The sequence below is a fragment of the Ruegeria sp. YTSA075 genome, assembly GCF_059610245.1.
In genome coordinates this window covers 78,057-95,871 of sequence record NZ_JBXWNG010000012.1, presented here as the reverse complement: position 1 = coordinate 95,871, position 17,815 = coordinate 78,057, and the positions used below count along the sequence as shown (strand labels likewise).

17 protein-coding genes are annotated in these 17,815 nt (G+C 59.1%); 10 read left to right on the top strand and 7 right to left on the bottom strand.

Going from position 1 to position 17,815, the window contains the following annotated elements:
• Positions 1 to 15 precede the first annotated feature (15 nt).
• Together AC2FGE_RS17865 and AC2FGE_RS17860 are read right to left on the bottom strand one after the other, a co-directional pair.
• Entirely contained in the window at positions 16 to 1,755 is a 1,740-nt protein-coding gene (locus tag AC2FGE_RS17865) for a heparinase II/III family protein (RefSeq protein WP_496820624.1), read from the bottom strand.
• Positions 1,756 to 1,845: 90 nt separating this feature from the next.
• The gene (locus AC2FGE_RS17860; RefSeq protein WP_496820623.1) at positions 1,846 to 3,105 is read right to left on the bottom strand and encodes an RsmB/NOP family class I SAM-dependent RNA methyltransferase; all 1,260 of its coding nucleotides are present in this window, start codon (positions 3,103 to 3,105) and stop codon (positions 1,846 to 1,848) included.
• Between the two features lie 89 nt (positions 3,106 to 3,194).
• Here AC2FGE_RS17860 and AC2FGE_RS17855 point away from each other — a divergent pair, with 89 nt between their 5' ends.
• Complete coding sequence (locus AC2FGE_RS17855) at positions 3,195 to 3,371, top strand: DUF1674 domain-containing protein (protein ID WP_496820622.1); 177 nt, start codon at positions 3,195 to 3,197, stop codon at positions 3,369 to 3,371.
• Between the two features lie 4 nt (positions 3,372 to 3,375).
• On the opposite strand, the gene AC2FGE_RS17850 is transcribed toward AC2FGE_RS17855, so the two are convergent.
• Positions 3,376 to 4,230: a LysR family transcriptional regulator gene (locus tag AC2FGE_RS17850; protein ID WP_496820621.1), complete on the bottom strand. Its 855-nt coding sequence runs from the start codon at positions 4,228 to 4,230 to the stop codon at positions 3,376 to 3,378.
• A gap of 99 nt (positions 4,231 to 4,329) precedes the next feature.
• Between AC2FGE_RS17850 and tmpA the strand changes: the two genes are divergently transcribed.
• A complete protein-coding gene (tmpA, locus tag AC2FGE_RS17845; RefSeq protein ID WP_496820620.1) occupies positions 4,330 to 5,466 on the top strand; it encodes a 2-trimethylaminoethylphosphonate dioxygenase in 1,137 nt (378 codons plus the stop codon).
• Positions 5,463 to 6,053 carry a (R)-1-hydroxy-2-trimethylaminoethylphosphonate oxygenase gene (gene tmpB, locus AC2FGE_RS17840; RefSeq protein ID WP_496820619.1) on the top strand — a complete coding sequence of 197 codons (591 nt, stop codon included), beginning with the start codon at positions 5,463 to 5,465 and terminating at the stop codon, positions 6,051 to 6,053. The genes tmpA and tmpB overlap by 4 nt, the downstream gene beginning before the upstream one ends.
• A gap of 507 nt (positions 6,054 to 6,560) precedes the next feature.
• Here tmpB and dapB read toward each other — a convergent pair.
• Complete coding sequence (gene dapB, locus AC2FGE_RS17835; protein WP_496820617.1) at positions 6,561 to 7,370, bottom strand: 4-hydroxy-tetrahydrodipicolinate reductase; 810 nt, start codon at positions 7,368 to 7,370, stop codon at positions 6,561 to 6,563.
• A gap of 90 nt (positions 7,371 to 7,460) precedes the next feature.
• On the opposite strand from dapB, the gene rbfA reads away from it, so the two are divergent.
• From rbfA to rpsO, 6 genes are all read left to right on the top strand, one after another.
• Complete coding sequence (gene rbfA, locus AC2FGE_RS17830; protein WP_496820616.1) at positions 7,461 to 7,856, top strand: 30S ribosome-binding factor RbfA; 396 nt, start codon at positions 7,461 to 7,463, stop codon at positions 7,854 to 7,856.
• Positions 7,853 to 8,596 carry a phosphodiester glycosidase family protein gene (locus tag AC2FGE_RS17825; RefSeq protein WP_496820614.1) on the top strand — a complete coding sequence of 248 codons (744 nt, stop codon included), beginning with the start codon at positions 7,853 to 7,855 and terminating at the stop codon, positions 8,594 to 8,596. Before rbfA ends, AC2FGE_RS17825 begins: the two co-directional genes overlap by 4 nt.
• Before the next feature lie 54 nt (positions 8,597 to 8,650).
• Positions 8,651 to 9,556 carry a tRNA pseudouridine(55) synthase TruB gene (gene truB, locus AC2FGE_RS17820; RefSeq protein WP_496820613.1) on the top strand — a complete coding sequence of 302 codons (906 nt, stop codon included), beginning with the start codon at positions 8,651 to 8,653 and terminating at the stop codon, positions 9,554 to 9,556.
• 21 nt (positions 9,557 to 9,577) lie between these two features.
• Positions 9,578 to 10,081 carry a DUF1643 domain-containing protein gene (locus AC2FGE_RS17815; RefSeq protein WP_496820612.1) on the top strand — a complete coding sequence of 168 codons (504 nt, stop codon included), beginning with the start codon at positions 9,578 to 9,580 and terminating at the stop codon, positions 10,079 to 10,081.
• Positions 10,082 to 10,176: 95 nt separating this feature from the next.
• Positions 10,177 to 11,196, top strand: coding sequence for a calcium-binding protein (locus tag AC2FGE_RS17810; RefSeq protein ID WP_496820611.1), 1,020 nt, complete (start codon positions 10,177 to 10,179; stop codon positions 11,194 to 11,196).
• Between the two features lie 143 nt (positions 11,197 to 11,339).
• A complete protein-coding gene (gene rpsO, locus AC2FGE_RS17805) occupies positions 11,340 to 11,609 on the top strand; it encodes a 30S ribosomal protein S15 (protein WP_170428415.1) in 270 nt (89 codons plus the stop codon).
• A 66-nt stretch (positions 11,610 to 11,675) separates the two neighbouring features.
• On the opposite strand, the gene AC2FGE_RS17800 is transcribed toward rpsO, so the two are convergent.
• The 3 genes from AC2FGE_RS17800 to AC2FGE_RS17790 all read right to left on the bottom strand — a co-directional run bounded on the left by AC2FGE_RS17800 (position 11,676) and on the right by AC2FGE_RS17790 (position 15,270).
• Positions 11,676 to 12,578, bottom strand: a complete 903-nt coding sequence (locus AC2FGE_RS17800; protein WP_480826304.1) for a hypothetical protein — start codon at positions 12,576 to 12,578, stop codon at positions 11,676 to 11,678.
• Between the two features lie 138 nt (positions 12,579 to 12,716).
• The gene (locus AC2FGE_RS17795) at positions 12,717 to 14,318 is read right to left on the bottom strand and encodes a BCCT family transporter (RefSeq protein ID WP_480826303.1); all 1,602 of its coding nucleotides are present in this window, start codon (positions 14,316 to 14,318) and stop codon (positions 12,717 to 12,719) included.
• Positions 14,319 to 14,505: 187 nt separating this feature from the next.
• Positions 14,506 to 15,270, bottom strand: coding sequence for a DUF3299 domain-containing protein (locus tag AC2FGE_RS17790; RefSeq protein WP_496820609.1), 765 nt, complete (start codon positions 15,268 to 15,270; stop codon positions 14,506 to 14,508).
• A 281-nt stretch (positions 15,271 to 15,551) separates the two neighbouring features.
• Here AC2FGE_RS17790 and pnp point away from each other — a divergent pair, with 281 nt between their 5' ends.
• Entirely contained in the window at positions 15,552 to 17,699 is a 2,148-nt protein-coding gene (pnp, locus tag AC2FGE_RS17785; RefSeq protein WP_496820608.1) for a polyribonucleotide nucleotidyltransferase, read from the top strand.
• The last annotated feature ends 116 nt before the right edge of the window (positions 17,700 to 17,815 follow it).

Genomic DNA, 17,815 nt, shown 5'->3' with positions numbered 1-17,815 from the left:
AAGGTCCTTTTGGCGTCAGTCGAATTCTGGCTCGTCCCGGTGCAGGTCACGCACGGCATAGGCAGTATCCTGCGCCTTGCTCAACGTCCACTGGATGCGCGTCGCATACTCCATTGCGCGGCCAGATAGAACGATCTGTTTTGTCGCGCGTGGCTTTAGGCGGCCTTTTTCAAGGTAAACGCTTGGCTGAACGTCCAATTTTCCTATGCCATCATGGCGGAAAACCCAGATCTCGCCGCTCTTGAGCGCCATCGACACCGCCGCGCCACCCAGATCAACCGCTGTGTCCACATCCGGATGCAGGTGAAAACGGATATCAAAGGGCATACCCGAGAGGCCCGAGGCATCCATTACCTTGTCAAATTGCCGTTTGGCCTTATCGGTTGCGGTCAGAAGGATATCTTCGACCGTCAATTGACGCCCGTCAAAACGCAACTCAAACGTGCGCGCATGGGTCAGGCCAAACACTTTGGCGTAACCGTCATGCCCGGACATAAAGCGGATGCCTGCGATTGCATCCTCGAAATCTGTTGGAACGCTGCGTGGGGCATCTACAAGCGCCTGCTGCTCACTGCCTGGAACCGGCTGGGCCAACCGGGCGCTGGAATAGCCGTCCAGACATAAGGTGGAATGCGACGGCGTTGCCCGGCCCGCCCGTCGCCAATCCAGCCCGAAACTGGCCCCAGACCCGCAATTGACGATCAGAGGCCGACGGCCCGACGTTAGTTCAAATGCCAAGGTCGAGGCATGCGCGTTGAACGAGGCCGCACCGGATGGCGGCGGGCTGGCATCGATAACAACCGTGGTCCGTCCAGCAGAGAGGCAAGAATACCCCATCGGCAGCTCGGTCGCCGCCTTGTGTTTGACCCCGCTTTGCGCCAGCGCCTGTTCCAGCCGTCCCTCGACCCCGCGCCCGCCGCCATGGAACCGGGCCAAGGCTCCATCCGCATGGCGCAAACTGCGCAATGTGGGAGCAATCCGCTTGATCGCGCTGGCCTGCGCCACAGGTGCACCCCGGCCCACATCGTTCAGGGCGGCGGCGGTCCAGCTGAGCAGGGTGAAGACTTCCAACAACTCCTCGGGGTTGCGGGTCGGGATGCCCCCTTGCGCATCCACCTGACGTTCGCATTCCCGCGCCAGAGCGCGGACTGCCGGGTCAGCCATTGCCTCCAGCCCTTCCAAAGCCAACCCCGATTGCACCAGCCCAGCTAGCGCTTCGAACCGTGGCAGGCCCGGCGTCGCCGCATGCCAACGCTTGGACAGGAACCACGTTTGTTGCGCCAGAGACCGAAAAAACAGCTTGCTTTGGGCATCATCGACGCCGCGCAGCAAGAACAGCGCATGGTTGATCCAGCGCATAACCCGTCGGCCCGTCAGATCGGGCACCCACCCGGGCCCGCGGCCGCGGCCATGGGCAGCGATCCAGCCCCAGACCCAGCGCTGCGCCTTTTCCCGCGCACGACTGTCTCCAACCGCAGCCAGATCATCCAGCCAGGCAAAGCCGTGGCGTTCATCATCAAATCCAACACTTGGGGCCGCGACTTCCCACAAACCAGTGTCTTGCGCCTCGACCAGATAGCCGGAGAACAGCAGGTTTCCGGCGACCAGCTGACGCCCCCGCGCATAAGACCCAACGGTACGCGGTTCAGGCTGTAAAACAAACCCGGTCACCGCCCGCTGTCTTTGACTTAGACGCGCATAAAACCGGTTCTGAAACCGCATCCACCGGCTGGTCATGGTGTCCGTTTCTGACATGACGCGTTTTACTCTGCCCCTTGCGCTCTGCTGGCGCTTGCGACCCAACGATAGACCGGGCTGATCGTCAAGTCATCGAAAAGCGTGACCTCAGGCGGATTTACTCAGGCACGCGATGTAGAACCCATCCATGCCGCCCCGATCCGCCCAATAATCCGGCCGCAGGCGCAAGCCGCCTTCTTCGGTGATCCAGTTGCTGTCCACGCCCGGCAAGCTGAGCGCCGCGCGATCCACAGTCATGTCGGGATGACTTTCCAACGCCTCTTCGACCTGCACCTCGCCTTCATCCGGCAACAAGGAGCAGGTACAATAAACCAAACGACCACCCGGTTTCAGCAGACCCCAGGCATGGGCGAGCATTCGCGCCTGAAGGTCAATCAGACCACCGAATTCGGAACCGTCCTTTGCAAAAGGCAGATCAGGGTGCCGGCGGATGGTGCCGGTGGCAGAACAGGGCGCATCCAGAAGGATCGCATCATATTGGCCCGCATGGTCCAGCGCGTCGCCGACAACAACCGTTGCAGTCAGGCCGGTCCGCACAAGGTTCTCTCGAACCCGCTCGATACGCGCCTCTGAGATATCCAGCGCCGTGACATCCGCTCCGGCAGCGGCCAGTTGCATCGTCTTGCCGCCCGGCGCGGCACAAAGGTCCAGCACCCGTTCTCCCGGTTTTGGCGCCATTACCCGCACCGGCAGGGCGGCCGCTGCATCCTGCACCCACCATTCCCCGGCCTTATATCCTGGCAAGGTCGAAATCTGACCCGCCTCTTTGATACGTACCGATCCAGTTGGCAGGGTTTCACCCGACGGGACAGAAGCCCCCGGCTTCACGGTCAGATCCAACGGAGCCCCGGTAAAATGAGCCTGTTCCATTCCAGTAACGGCATCCGTGCCCCAAGCAGTGATCAGGGGATCACGCAACCATTCGGGCAGACGCGGAACGCGCATCTTGGGCCATGCTTCGGGCCCTTCAGCCGCCACCTTGCGCAATACCGCGTTAACCAGACCCTTCAGCCGCCCGTGCTTGCGTGACCGGCTGATGATCTCGACCATGGAATTCACCACCCCATGGGCCGCTTCGCCATTGCACAGTTCGACCGCCCCCAAGCGCAGAGCGTTGTGGACCGTCAGGGCAGGCGCCCGGTTCAAATGATTGTCGAGCAGCCGGTCGGCGCGCTCCAGCCCGCGCAGGGTTTCCAGCGTCAGACGCTGCGCCCGCGCTCGATCCTCGGGGCCCAGCCGGTCCAACGCGCCGACGGCCAGACATTCGGACAGCAGCCGCCCTTCTCCCAGAATCTGATCCAGCAGATAGATCGCGCTGCGTCGCGCCGCCGTTGCGTTGTCGGACATGGAACCGCCTTTGATGTGACCCTCGCCCGCATTGCCAAGGGCGGACGGGGGCGTATATCAAGCCCCTGCACGGAAAGGAACCCGATGTCATGAATGACGACCGCACAGACCTGCCCCCCGCCGCCCAGCGCGCATTGGCCGAGGCCGAGGAACGCCGCAAAAAGGCCAAAGCAAAAGAACTGCCCAAGGAACTGGGCGGCCGCGACGGACCTGACCCTGCCCGCTATGGTGATTGGGAGAAAAAAGGCATCGCCATCGATTTCTAGGCGCCTAGCCGCGCAGCGCCTGCAGAAAGTCCTGAAGCAACGCACGCTGTTTTTTGGACTTGGCTCGGTCTTCGGGCCATGTCAGCCAATAGCCATCCTTGGTCTGCAATTCTGGCAAATCGAGCCTGCGCAATCGACCCGACCGCAAATCCGCTTGTGCCAGAGGCACCGAACCCAGTGCTACACCCTGCCCCTGACGGGCTGCGGAAATCGCATGCTCCATCGAATCAAAGCTCACTTTTGACGGTGGCAATTCCACCCCGCCCGTTTTCCTTGCCCAGTCCCGCCAGCCCGGGCGTTCGCCACGCAGATCAATCAGCGGTGTGCCCCAAACTACACCGGGCGCGGCTATCGGCACCAGTATTTCGGACGCGATCAATGCAGCATCGCGCCCCGGCCATGTCCCGCGCCCATAGCGGATTTGCAGCCACGTCCGTTCCTCATCCAACGATGACCGCCGCGCCACTGAATCGGTCATCACCCGCACTTTGGGACGCATGCCCTGAAACCGGTCCAGACTGGGAAGAACCAGCGCATGAATGCTCGACGATAGCCCTGCGACGCGCAGCTCGCGCGGGGATTTGCCGAACAAATCTTCTGTATTACGTTCCAGCGCCTGTAAACTGTCCTGCACCAGCGGCAGATAGCTTTCACCTTCGACCGTCAGTGACACGCCCCGTGCTTCACGCACAAACAAGGACCGGCCCAGCCAGGATTCGAGGTTGGCAATGCGCTGGCTGACTGCCGCCTGAGTCAGCCCAAACTCTTTCGCCGCCGCCGAAAACCCGCCCAACCGGCCCGCAGCCTCGAACACGCGTAACCAGTCCAAGGGCGGCAATCCGATCTTTTTCTTAGCCATAAGATTTTCCAAGCCTCAGCCGCAAGAAGGATTAATTGTGGTAATGCCATGAACGGCGTATCTGCTCAACCAAAGCTCGCGCCGAACAGGAGAACCCCAATGCTGCGCACAGCCACTCACACCGCCTCGGTCGTCACTGTCGTGTTTGACACTGGGGCCGAGGCCCGCTTTCACGCCATCTGGCTGCGCGACAACGCGCTGGACCCGGACACTCGCGCGCCCGGCAACGGCCAACGCCTGATCACCATCGGTGACATCCCCTCCGACGTCTCGGTCAGCGCGGCACAGGTCGTTGCGGGCGATCTGCACGTTACGTTTCAGCCCGAAGACAAGACGGTCACTTTCCCCGCCGACTGGCTGGCGGAACATTGCTATGACCGCGATCACGATGCCGCACTGGGCCGCGTCGCGCATGGCCTCACCACATGGGAACGCGGCATTGATGCGCCCAGCGGTGATTGGTCCGAGGTTCACGCAACCCCCACCGCCAAGCGCAACTGGTTGGCAGCGATCGCCGAGTTTGGTTTTGCCAAGCTAACCGGCGGCCCGGCCGAGGCGGAATCGCTGCTGAAAGTGGCCGACCTGTTCGGCTATGTGCGCGAAACCAACTATGGCCCCTATTTTGAGGTCCGAACCGAGGTGAACCCGACCAACCTGGCTTATACCGGGCTTGGATTACAGGCCCATACCGACAACCCTTACCGCGACCCGGTGCCAACGCTGCAAATCCTCTATTGTCTGGAAAACTCTGCCGAGGGTGGCGACTCCATCGTGGTCGATGGATTCCGTGCGGCCGAAAAGCTGCGCGATCAGAACCCCGAAGGTTTTGCCCTGCTGACGGGCTACCCTGCCCGGTTTGAATACAAGGGCTCAGATGGCGTCTGCCTGCGCTCGCGCCGCCCGATGATCGAACTGTCACCAGATGGTGAGCTGATCGGCATCCGCTTTAACAACCGTTCCTCGGCCCCGTTTGTTGACGTGCCCTTTGACAAGATGGAAGCCTACTACGCTGCCTATCGCCAACTGGGTGACATCATCGATGATCCGGCGATGGGCGTATCCTTCAAGCTGGAACCGGGTGAGAGCTTCATCGTCGACAACACTCGCGTGTTGCACGCTCGTCTGGGCTATTCCGGCGCGGGCTCACGTTGGCTGCAGGGATGTTACGCCGACAAAGATGGCTTGCTGTCGACCTTGGCCGCAATGGAAATTGCCCAACCGGAGGCTGCGGAATGAAACCCGATTTCACAACCCTAAACCGCGACAATATCGTGGCCTTCATCGGCGACATCTTTGAACGTCGCGGCGGTGAAGAGTATCTGGGAGAACCGGTCACCATGGCCGAGCATATGTTGCAGGGCGCTACAATCGCAGAACAGAACGGAATGCCCGAAGAGATCATCGTAGGCGCATTGCTGCACGATATCGGGCACTTCACGTCCGAGTTCGGCACGTATCACCCCGATGACACCGAAGACCGCCATCACGAGGATGCCGGGGCTGAAGTGCTGGAGCAGTTCTTCCCCTCGGTCATCACCGATTGCTGCCGGTATCACGTCGCGGCCAAGCGCTATCTCTGCGCCACCAAGCCGGAATATTTCAACCGGCTGTCAACCGCGTCCGTCCATACGCTTGAGCTGCAAGGTGGCCCCATGAGCGCCAAGGAAGTGGAAGACTTCGAGGCCAATCCAAACCTGAAAGAGATCATTCAGGTGCGCTACCTCGACGAAGCCGGCAAGCGCGCGGATATGGAAACACCGGATTTCGCTCATTTTGCCCCGATGGTGCAGCGGATGGTGGACCGGCATCTTGGCGAGGGTTGATCACAGAATTCAGCCTGCCAACTGTTTTGCAAACATCTGCCGAGCTTTGCGGAGCAGGCCTATGCTCTGCACACGGGGTGATTGCATTCCTCTCTTACGGGATGCACTCTAGAATCCGTCGGATCGGAGGCAGACTTGCTGACTGTACTGTTATTAATACTCGGCTGCTTAACCCTCATGAGTCTGTCAGTTTTTGCAGCCATGATTTTTCTCACCTCAGTCTGCCCAGCCTTCAATTTCAAGGATGAATTTATTTCGTTCTGGATCAGAACACGCGGCACCCCACCCTCGCGCAGACGGATCATTCTAAACGCATATGGCGCAGGCAACTATTTCTTCATGGCTGAAAAGTGCTGGGATCAGCACACCACCAATGCGATACGTCTTATACCCAACAGGAATCTGGTTTTGAGTTTAGCCCTAGGGTGTGCGTCTTGGAAAACAGCGATCCTGTTCTGGAGTGCGGCCTTTGTCTTACATAGTTATCTGAGATTGCTGTTCTAGCCACTATAATCCCAGAACATCCACCATGTCATACTGACCCGGTTGCTTGCCCTGTCCCCAAAGCGCGGCTTTCAGCGCGCCTCGGGCAAAGATTGCGCGGTCGGTGGCCAGATGGCGCAGGACAATGCGTTCGCCAGGGGCGGCAAACAGAACGTCATGTTCCCCCACAATGTCGCCACCACGAATGGCGTGGAATCCGATATCCCCACGCTTGCGCGCGCCGGTGATGCCGTCGCGACCCCGATCCGAGACATCAGCCAGTTTGACACCGCGCCCTTCGGCGGCGGCCTCACCTAGCATAAGGGCTGTGCCCGAGGGCGCATCGACCTTGTGGTGGTGGTGGCCTTCGATGATCTCGATATCGAAATCTTCATCCAGCGCCGCCGCGACCTTTTTGGTCAGCTGCATCAGCAGGTTGACGCCGAGGCTCATGTTTCCAGCACGCACGATCACCGCATGCCGCGACGCGGGTTCCAGCGCCGCGACTTGTTCATCACTCATTCCGGTGGTTCCGATAACATGCACGCAACGCGCCTGTGCGGCCAGCGCAGCAAACTCCAGCGTCGCCTCGGGCGCGGTGAAATCGATCACCGCCTGCGCCTGGGCAAACGCCTCCAGCGGGTCATTCGTGACGGTCACGCCCAGCGCCTGCCCGCCTATGGCTTCGCCAACGTCCTGACCGATCCAGTCATGGCCCGTACGCTCGACCACACCAACCAGTCGCGCCTGATCACTGTCGGTGACAGTCTTGATCAGCATCTGCCCCATACGGCCCGAAGCCCCTGTGATGACGATCCCCGGAATATGGGTCATGGCGATGTTCCCTTGCTGCAAACTGCTCAAAGCCTCCTACCCCGTTCGCGCCCGCTTGGCAAAGCCTCGCTTTGTGCTTAGATCGGAGACATGGCAAAGAACAAATTCCATGATGGCCCCGGCCCGTCCCAACGACAGCTGCGTGTCGGCGAACTGATCCGCCGCACCCTGTCCGAGGTTCTGGCGCGCGGAGATGTCCACGACCCCGACCTGAACCGCATGTCTATTACAGTCGGCGAAGTACGCACCTCGCCGGATCTAAAAATCGCCACCGCCTATGTGCTGCCACTGGGCGGCAAGGGGCAGGAGGACGTGATCGAACTGCTCGCCCGCAACAAGGGTGAGTTACGCCGCATGGTCGGCAAGAAAGTCGGTCTTAAGTTTGCGCCCGATCTGCGGTTTCGGCTGGATGACACGTTCGACCGGCTCGATGACACCCGCCGCATGTTCGAACAGGACGCGGTGCGCCGCGATCTGGACGAGTGATCCGTCTGGCCGTCACATCAGGCGCAATCCTCTGGGCCGCGCAGGCCTGGGCGGTGACGTGCGAGAAGGTCACGCATCAGGACAAGCGCTATACGATCTGCGAAGTAGATGCCGCCAACGAAGACCTGCGCCTGTTTCTGAACGATGAAACCGGCGATCTGCTGGGGCATTTTTCCTCGGTGAACGAGGCGCTTGCCCCCGGTGGCGAACGTCTGGCCTTTGCAATGAACGCTGGCATGTATCACGATGATCGCTCTCCCGTCGGCCACTATGTTGAAGAGGGTCACGAGCAGATGCGCGTGATTGCCAATCCGGGCCCCGGCAATTTCGGCTTGCTGCCTAATGGCGTGTTCTGCATCCGCGACGGGCGCGCCGATGTGTTTGAGACCATGTCCTTTGTCGAGCAGGCGCCCCAATGCCGCTTTGCCACTCAATCCGGTCCGATGTTGGTGATCGATGGTGCGCTACACCCGCGCTTTCTGCCCGATTCGACCTCGGTCTATGTGCGCAATGGGGTCGGCACCAGCGCGGAAGGGACGCGCGCAGTGTTCGCGATCTCGGATGACTACGTCACTTTTTACGAATTCGGCAGCCTGTTTCGGGATGTTCTGAAAACACCAAATGCGCTGTTCTTTGACGGCAATATCTCGCGTATGTATGAACGCGCCAGCAACCGGTCGGATGTCGGGTTTTCGCTGGGTCCGATCGTCGGCGTGGTCGAGGAAACGCCTGTAAATTGACAGCGTCTGGGCGATCCGCTAACTCGCGCGCCTCAGCAAGATTCTAGGTGCAAAATGGGACGCAAACGCAAAGGTCGCGATATCTCTGGTTGGCTGGTGGTGGACAAGCCTGCGGGCATGACATCAACATCAGTGGTCAACAAGGTGCGTTGGGCGCTCGACGCCAAGAAGGCGGGCCATGCGGGGACACTGGACCCCGAAGCCACCGGCGTTCTGGCTGTGGCCTTAGGCGAGGCGACCAAGACCGTTCCCTATATCACCGATGCTTTGAAGGCTTATACGTTCACGGTGCGGCTGGGTCAGGCCACCAATACCGACGATGCCGAAGGTGAGGTGATCGCCGAAAGCGATGCGCGCCCCTCGGATGAGGAGATCAAAGAGGCACTTGCGCCCTTTATCGGCGAAATCATGCAGGTCCCACCCAAATTTTCAGCTGTAAAGATCGACGGCCAGCGCGCCTATAAACTGGCCCGAGACGGCGAGGACGTGGAATTGGCGGCCCGTCCGCTATGGGTCGAGGAGCTGGTTCTGACTGACCGGCCCGATGATGATCATGTTACGCTCGAGATGACCTGCGGCAAAGGCGGCTATGTGCGGTCCATCGCCCGTGACCTGGGTGAGGCTTTGGGTTGTCACGGACACGTCCGTGAGCTGCGCCGCATCTGGTCCGGCCCGTTCGAGGCCCAGGATGGATTGAGCATCGAACAAATCGACGAGATGGCCAAAACCACTGCGTTGGATGACTACCTGCACCCGCTGGAAACCGGGTTGTCCGATTTGCCCGAACTGAAATGCAGCGCCGAGGGCGCCACCCGCCTGCGCAATGGTAATCCGGGCATGGTACTGGCCAGCGACGTGGAATATGGCGATGAGGCCTGGGCCTCGCTGGATGGCAAGGCCGTGGCTGTGGGCATCTACAAATCCGGCGAATTGCACCCCAGCCGGGTGTTCGTTGCCTGATCCACGTGCTAGGCGAAGGGCATGATCACCCGAACCCATACCAAGGGCGACGCGCCCTCGACCGCCATCTATTCCGATTGCGAAAAATACCGCTATAGCCTGACCCGCATCTGGGACCCGACCGGGCGCAAGGCGCTGTTTGTGATGCTGAATCCTTCGACTGCGACCGAAGTGCAGAATGACCCAACGGTCGAGCGCTGTGAACGCCGGGCGCGGGCCCTGGGGTTCGGCGCGTTTCAGGTGACCAACATCTTTGCCTGGCGCGATACTGACCCGCGCAAGATGCGCGCGGCTGCCGATCCGGTGGGGCCCGCGAATGACGCAGCCATTCTGGACGGGGTTACCTGGGCCGATCAAGTCGTGGCCGCCTGGGGTGCCCACGGCGCGCATCTGGATCGTGGCCCGGCGGTTGAAGCGCTGCTGCGGAGCACCGGCCAGCCTTTGTTCAATCTGGGCCTGACGAAAGACGGGCACCCCAAGCATCCGCTCTACATCGCTTACACCCAACAGCCCGAAGCCTGGTGACAAAGGGTTAACCACACCTCCAGCTTGGCTTTGACCAACCAACAGGTCGGATGGGATAGTTCACCCTCGGAGCAGTTTGCTTTCAGAGGGTTCCCATGTTTCTGGCCGGACTAATTGGATTGGCAGCCGTTGGTGGCGCAGCATATGCGATTGGCGATGTTCTGACCTCAGAAGAAGACGAGCGGGACGAAGACGAACCACAGGACATCATCGCCGACGACATCCCCGAAGGTGAGTTTCTGGTGGTCGGCGAAAATGTCGATCCACCCGCGACAGAAGACATCCCCGACATTTCAACAGGTACGGTGATTTCCGAACATCTGGGCGATCTCGTGATCGCAGGAACGGATGGCGTGGATGAGATCAGCGGGCAGGAGGGCGACGACCAGATCAACGGCTATGCCGGCGATGACCTGATCAACGGCGGATGCGGCAATGACGTTTTGCATGGCGGCGATGGGCAGGACTTGATCTCAGGCGGTCATGGGGAGGACACGCTGCACGGTGAAGATGGTGACGACCTGCTGTTCGGCAATCAGGGCGACGACCTACTTGCGGGTCATTTCGGTGACGATGAACTGGACGGTGGCGCGGGCGACGATACGCTCTACGGTGGTCAGGGCGATGATGAACTGGCGGGTGGCAAAGGCGATGACGCGCTGCATGGCGGATATGGCGATGACAGGCTGACGGGGGGCGCGGGCAACGACGCGCTATTCGGGGGCGATGGCGATGATCTGCTGCTCGGCGGTGACGACGAAGCGTTCGACCAGACCGACTTTCTAAATGGGGGTGATGGCGACGATACCATCGTGGCCCATACATCAGATGTGGCCAATGGGGGCGAAGGGGCTGATGACATTATCCTAAGTTCGGAGGCCGAGGATGTCACAATCATGGGCTTTGAACCGGGTGAGGACAAATTGTTTATCACCTGGGAAGACCAGACCAATCCCGACATTCAGATCGAACAGGATGAGGACACTCCTAGCCTGACCCGCATCGTTGTAGACGGAGAGGAAGTTGCCCAGGTCTTTGGCGCAGACGGTATCAGCCTTGATGATATTCAGCTGATCACCGAGGCCGAACTGGCCCAATATGGATCGATGGGCTAGAGCCCCAGAAAACCTTTGCCATTCCTTGCAAAAGCGCCTATACGCGCCCATCCGCATCGGAATCGGTGCGGTTTTCTCCATGGGCCTGCGCTGGACGACATCCCGGCCTGCGCCATTAACTCTAACCTTTGAAGGAGACCCCGATGTCGATCACTGCCGCTGAAAAAACACGCGTCATGAAAGAATTCGCAACCAAGGACGGCGACACCGGTTCGCCAGAAGTCCAGGTTGCCATCCTGACCTCGCGTATCAACACCCTGACCGAGCACTTCAAGACCCACAAAAAAGACAACCACGGTCGTCGCGGTCTGCTGAAAATGGTTGCCCAGCGCCGTAAGCTGCTGGACTATCTGAAGGGCAAAGAAGAAGCGCGTTACCAGGACCTGATCAAAAAGCTGGGCATCCGCCGCTAAGGTTGGATCTCACCGCTTGCAGATTTCAAACGCCCGCCACTTTGGCGGGCGTTCTTGGTTTCCGGCCTAGATCGCCTGCCACTTTTTGTAGGTATCAACCGCCAGCGCGGTATCGATTACGAACATCGCCACCGCAGCGACCATCGCGACCATCGACAGCCAGAACGATCCGCTGGCCGAAGCCAAAGCCAGTGTCATGCCGCCCACGCAGGTGGCAATCGCGGCCGCCTTTTCCAGACCGCTCATATCGGTCAGAACGATACCTGCCAGCTTGGTGAAGCCGACCGATGCTTTGGCCACGCCCAGCATGGCCTTCATCTTGGCGACATCACCGCCTGCTTTGCCAGCCTTTGCGATGGCACCTGCATGGCGGGCAATCGGTTTGCTACATTTGACAGCGATACCGGCACCTGCCTTTGTCACGGTTTTGCTGCCTAGCGCTTGATAGACCCCCAAGGCGGCCATCGCCATGGTGATGATATCGGCAAAAGCCTTTGCTGCCGCGCCGATAAACGTATTCAATGCAGCCTTTTTCTTCTGGCTTTTGCTGGACCCAAGAGGCGCGCCCAGCAGTGGCGTATTGCCTTGCATCAGGATTAGACTGTCCGCCGTTTCTTCAATCGAGAAAGGCGCATCATCGATCGGGACAGTCGCGGCATCAGCTTCGGAGATCGGGTCCGGCGACAGGAAACGCGCCTTAATCTGTGCCTGCTGTTCTTCGGGAAGCGACCGGATATCGGCCCCCTCTTCAGAGTTATAAAGCTCTTGCCACGCGCTTTCCATGATCGCGGCAACATCCGCGTCACTTGGCTCGGCGGTTGGCGCGGCGGTCATCAGCGGCATTTCAGTAGTTTCGTCTATATCAATATCCTCGACCGCATCTTCGGGAAGATTGTCGAGCATATCGACAAATGATTCATCGAACACATCGGGATTGAATGAAATGCCTGAGGCGGAATGAAGCTGCATGAGAAAACCTTTGCTAAACTATGAAACAACAACGCGGGTAGAATAGACGGGTTTTGGATTTTCTCTGTGGTCAACCTCACACATAAAAAACGCCCGCCAAATAGGCGGACGTTTCATTTTCTCATGGCTTAAGGCGTTTTACATCTTCGCCTTTTCTGATTTCAGTGCCAGCCACAGGCAGTAGCACATGATCAAAACCACCAGCGTGAACGGTATGCCCGTAGACACCGCGGCACCCTGCAGGGCAGATAATCCGCCACCCAGCAACAGCGCGATGGCGACCAGACCTTCGAGCGTGCACCAGAAGACCCGCTGGATCACCGGCGCGTCCATCTTGCCACCTGCGGTGATCGTATCGATCACCAGCGAGCCCGAGTCCGACGAGGTGACAAAGAACACTACGATCAGGACCAACGCGATGGGCGCGACGATCCCGTAAAGCGGCAGCTCTTTCAGGAAGCCGAACAAGGCACCTTCGGGCGCATAGCTGTCAATCACCGTGGCACGCACGCCTTCGGCTCCGCCCGCGTTCAGCATGTCGATGGCGGCGCCGCCAAAGGTTGACATCCACAGCGCGCAGACCGCTGTCGGAGCCAGTAGCGCGCACAGGATAAACTCACGCACCGTGCGACCCTTTGAGATGCGGGCGATGAACATGCCCACAAAGGGTGACCACGCGATCCACCAGGCCCAGTAAAAGGTTGTCCAGCCATGGAAATAGCTGGTGTCTTCGCGCCCGAACGGATTGGATAAGGCCGGAAGGTGGTAGACATAGTCGACCATGACGTTGAAATATCGCGCGATGGCAGTGCCGACGCCGGTCACGACGATCACAAAGATGAACAAGCCGACGGCCATGATCATGTTGATCTCGCTCAGCCGTTTGACACCTGCATCCATGCCCATCAAGACCGACCCCAAAGCGATCAGCGTGATCCCGATGATCAACAGAACAGTCACGGTCGGGCTGGGTTCGATACCAAACACCTCGTTCAGTCCAGCCGCAACCTGTTGTGCGCCCAGACCCAGCGAGGTTGTCAGACCGAACAATGTGGCAAATACCGCCAGCGTGTCGATAAGGTGGCCCCACCAGCCCCAAACGCGCTCGCCTAGGATCGGGTAGAAAGCCGACCGCAGGGTCAGCGGCAGGTCCAGATTATAGGCAAAGATCGCAAGGCTCAGACCAACAGCTGCGTACACCGCCCAGCCTTCTAGACCCCAATGGTGGATCGTCCCCACAATACCGGCGTATTCATTGCCCGGAACCGCGATGTCGATACCCAATGGCACAGCGTTTCCGCCTTCGGCAAAGTTGTAATAGACCGGTTCCATCACACCAAAGAACAAGAGACCGATGCCAATACCGGCCGCGAACATCATCGCAATCCATCCGGCATAGGAATAGTCAGGTTTGGCATCCTTGCCCCCGATCCGCACCTTGCCAACCGGCAGGACGATCAGAACAAGGCAGAACAGGGTGATTGCATCCACTGAAAGCACCAAAAACCAGTCAAACGTGCTGGTCAGCCAGGGCCGCAGCCAACCGAAGAATGTAGCAGCGGATTCCTGATTGGCCAAAGCGATCAGAACGAACGCAAAGATCAGGATACTTGAGATCAAAAAGACCGGGTTGTGGATGTCCAGACCGAAGGGTCGGACATTATCCTGCCCCAGCTCGTATTCGGTCTCAAAATCATAGATCCGTGGATCCGGATCCAGCATTTTCTTGGTTTGTGCCATTCGACTTACCCTCAGTTTGCTAGGTGCAAACGCCAAGGTCTTCGGTCGGAGGCGGCATCTGTTTTGTGTTACCTTGGCGCGTTACCGTCCTCACGACCATAGGTCTTGTAGTCCAAGCCTACACTGTCACTAAATTTACACAAAACTATTCTGCTTTTCGAATGTATCTTTCGCCTCATCGCACTGGCTAAGGGGCATCGGCAGCGTCACTGGATTTGTGCCGAAGCGCTGCGCGCAGACGATCATGCAGCGTCAGGAATTCATTAAACTGTTCCTCACCACCGTCCAGAATGTCGGCCTCTTGCACCTGCATGGTGAAGGTTGCGCGCATCGGGACCGGACCGTCGATGACAAACATCTCATACTCGGTTGGTGCAATCGCCAGACGACCGGTCAGACGCACATGCTCATAATAGCTGTCCGGGGCCCAATGATCTGATAGCAGGAGGCGGATCATCTGATTGGGCGGTGGGGGCGGCAGATGACTGCACATACCAGGCTGTGGCACCAGATAGGCAATGGCACGCCCCTGTTCATCGGGCGCTGCGGGGATGACATAACCAGCGATCGAAACGATCTGATCGTCGATCGCGGGATTGCCTGTGTTATTGGCAGTCTCACGCCGCTGGATCACCGCCTCGCGCTGAGACATAAGCCAATCGATATCGATTTGGTCGACCGCGAGAGCTTCTTCGGTTTCATCCAACATCTCTTGCCAATTCAGCCGTTCTTCCACGCTGCCGACATCCTGTTGCAATCGCCCACGCAATCGAAGCGCAAACCTGATATCATCGGCCTGCTCGTCATTCAGATCACGAAACGGATCCTCGAAAACCTGCACGGCCGGATCCGGCAAGGCGGACCACTCAACAGGTTGGATAGACGCTGCCTGTGATGGCGCACCTAAAAGGGCCAGTATGAGGACGGTCAGAAACCGCTGACAAAAGGTCATGGTATCCCCAGATATCGGAGTTAATCACTATGTAATCAATTCCTCGCCCCTTGCCACGGGTGTTCATCCGGGCAACCAATGCATGCGGGATGGCGGCCCACCGCCGCATTGTGCGGTTTCGCTTCCCTTCGGCCCCATTCTCCTGTATGCGCGCGCTATCTGAGACGTTGTGCCCTGACCCCGGCACTCGAATGGAAGATAAAGTGGGGTCGGCGGCAATGGGGCCGCCATGCAAACCGGAGACCCGCAGGGGCGGGAGTGCTCCGTTCTAGGATACGCATATGTTTGATGTAACGAAGAAATCAATGCAGTGGGGCGAAGAGACGCTCACACTGGAAACCGGCAAGGTTGCCCGTCAGGCCGACGGCAGCGTGATTGCCACGCTGGGTGAGACCAGCGTCATGGCAAACGTGACCTTTGCGCGGGCGCAAAAACCCGGTCAGGACTTTTTCCCGCTGACCGTGCACTACCAAGAGAAATATTACGCCGCCGGTAAGGTTCCAGGTGGCTTCTTCAAGCGCGAGGCGCGCCCGACCGAGAAAGAGACACTGACCGCGCGTCTGATCGACCGTCCGATCCGCCCGCTGTTCGTTGACGGCTTCAAGAACGAAGTTCTGGTGATGTGCACCGTGCTGTCCCACGACCTGGTCAACGACCCCGACATCGTCGCGATGATCGCTGCATCCGCTGCGCTGACCATTTCCGGCGCGCCGTTCATGGGCCCGATCGCCGGTGCCCGTGTTGGGTTTGAGGATGGCGAATACGTCCTGAACCCGACCGTAGACGACATGCAGGACCTGCGCCTGAACCCTGAACAGCGTCTGGATCTGGTTGTGGCCGGTACCAAAGACGCCGTGATGATGGTTGAATCGGAAGCGTATGAACTGTCCGAAGCTGAAATGCTGGGCGCGGTGAACTTTGCGCATGAGCAGATCCAGCCGGTGATCGACCTGATCATCAGCCTAGCCGAAGAAGCCGCGAAAGAGCCGTTTGACTTCCAGGCCCCGGATTATTCCGAGTTGTACGCTGCCGTTAAGGCCGCTGGTGAAGAGCAGATGCGCGCCGCTTTCGCAATTACCGACAAGCAAGATCGCACCGCCGCTGTTGCCGCGGCCCGTGAAGCGATCAAGGAAGCTCTGACCGAAGAGCAGCTGGAAGATGGCAACCTCGGTTCCGCGATGAAAAAGCTGGAAGCTGGCATTCTACGCGGCGACGTCGTCAAGGGCGGCAAGCGGATCGACGGTCGGTCGACCACCGATATCCGTTCGATCGTTGCAGAAACCTCGATGCTGCCGCGGACCCACGGTTCTGCCCTGTTCACCCGCGGTGAAACTCAGGCGCTGGCCGTGACCACGCTGGGCACCGGCGACGATGAGCAGTTCATCGACGCGCTGCATGGAAACTTCAAATCGAACTTCCTGCTGCACTACAACTTCCCTCCCTATTCGGTTGGAGAAGTTGGCCGCGTGGGCGGCCCTGGCCGTCGTGAGATCGGCCACGGCAAGCTGGCATGGCGTGCCCTGCAGGCGGTTCTGCCTGCGGCGACCGACTTCCCCTACACGATCCGCATCGTGTCCGAGATCACCGAATCCAACGGATCGTCCTCGATGGCATCGGTCTGCGGCGGCTCGCTGTCGATGATGGACGCGGGCGTTCCGCTGAAAGCACCGGTTGCTGGTGTGGCCATGGGTCTGATCCTGGAAGATGACGGCGAATACGCCATCCTGTCGGACATTCTGGGTGACGAAGACCACCTGGGCGACATGGACTTCAAAGTGGCTGGTACCGAAAACGGCATCACCTCGCTGCAGATGGACATCAAGGTTGCGGGCATCACGCCCGAGATCATGGAGAAAGCCCTGGCGCAAGCCAAGGACGGCCGGATGCACATCCTGGGCGAGATGGGCAAAGCCCTGTCCGAGACCAACGAATTCTCTGTCCACGCTCCGCGCATCGAGACCATGAACATCCCAACCGACAAGATCCGCGAAGTGATCGGTTCGGGCGGTAAGGTCATCCGCGAGATCGTGGAAACATCTGGCGCCAAGGTCGACATCAACGACGATGGCGTGATCAAGATCGCGTCGCCCGACGGTGAATCGATCCAGAAGGCCTATGACATGATCTATTCGATTGTGGCTGAGCCGGAAGAGGGTCAGATCTACACCGGTAAGGTCGTCAAGATCGTCGACTTCGGTGCCTTCGTGAACTTCTTTGGCAAGCGCGACGGTCTGGTGCACGTGTCCCAGATCGAAAACCGCCGCCTGAACCATCCGTCGGATGTTCTGAAGGAAGGTCAGGACGTAAAGGTCAAGCTGCTGGGCTTTGATGACCGCGGCAAGGTCCGCCTGTCGATGAAAGTAGTCGATCAGGAAACCGGCGAAGAGATCGTTCCCGAGAAGAAAGAAAAGAAAGAAGACGCAGAATAAACTGCCCTTTTTTCCCACATCAAAGGCCCCGGTTTCGACCGGGGCCTTTTTGTATGGTCGCTTGTGGTAGCGCGCTTCCCCACAGGTGCTCAGTTCATTCCCGATGTCGGCTACGA

What these genes read in the sequence shown, in the direction of transcription:
- AC2FGE_RS17865 (WP_496820624.1), bottom strand. Translation starts at nt 1,755, where the DNA reads ATGTCAGAAACGGACACCATGACCAGCCGGTGGATGCGGTTTCAGAAC.
- AC2FGE_RS17860 (WP_496820623.1), bottom strand. Translation starts at nt 3,105, where the DNA reads ATGTCCGACAACGCAACGGCGGCGCGACGCAGCGCGATCTATCTGCTG.
- AC2FGE_RS17855 (WP_496820622.1), top strand. Translation starts at nt 3,195, where the DNA reads ATGAATGACGACCGCACAGACCTGCCCCCCGCCGCCCAGCGCGCATTG.
- AC2FGE_RS17850 (WP_496820621.1), bottom strand. Translation starts at nt 4,230, where the DNA reads ATGGCTAAGAAAAAGATCGGATTGCCGCCCTTGGACTGGTTACGCGTG.
- tmpA (WP_496820620.1), top strand. Translation starts at nt 4,330, where the DNA reads ATGCTGCGCACAGCCACTCACACCGCCTCGGTCGTCACTGTCGTGTTT.
- tmpB (WP_496820619.1), top strand. Translation starts at nt 5,463, where the DNA reads ATGAAACCCGATTTCACAACCCTAAACCGCGACAATATCGTGGCCTTC.
- dapB (WP_496820617.1), bottom strand. Translation starts at nt 7,370, where the DNA reads ATGACCCATATTCCGGGGATCGTCATCACAGGGGCTTCGGGCCGTATG.
- rbfA (WP_496820616.1), top strand. Translation starts at nt 7,461, where the DNA reads ATGGCAAAGAACAAATTCCATGATGGCCCCGGCCCGTCCCAACGACAG.
- truB (WP_496820613.1), top strand. Translation starts at nt 8,651, where the DNA reads ATGGGACGCAAACGCAAAGGTCGCGATATCTCTGGTTGGCTGGTGGTG.
- AC2FGE_RS17815 (WP_496820612.1), top strand. Translation starts at nt 9,578, where the DNA reads ATGATCACCCGAACCCATACCAAGGGCGACGCGCCCTCGACCGCCATC.
- AC2FGE_RS17810 (WP_496820611.1), top strand. Translation starts at nt 10,177, where the DNA reads ATGTTTCTGGCCGGACTAATTGGATTGGCAGCCGTTGGTGGCGCAGCA.
- rpsO (WP_170428415.1), top strand. Translation starts at nt 11,340, where the DNA reads ATGTCGATCACTGCCGCTGAAAAAACACGCGTCATGAAAGAATTCGCA.
- AC2FGE_RS17800 (WP_480826304.1), bottom strand. Translation starts at nt 12,578, where the DNA reads ATGCAGCTTCATTCCGCCTCAGGCATTTCATTCAATCCCGATGTGTTC.
- AC2FGE_RS17795 (WP_480826303.1), bottom strand. Translation starts at nt 14,318, where the DNA reads ATGGCACAAACCAAGAAAATGCTGGATCCGGATCCACGGATCTATGAT.
- AC2FGE_RS17790 (WP_496820609.1), bottom strand. Translation starts at nt 15,270, where the DNA reads ATGACCTTTTGTCAGCGGTTTCTGACCGTCCTCATACTGGCCCTTTTA.
- pnp (WP_496820608.1), top strand. Translation starts at nt 15,552, where the DNA reads ATGTTTGATGTAACGAAGAAATCAATGCAGTGGGGCGAAGAGACGCTC.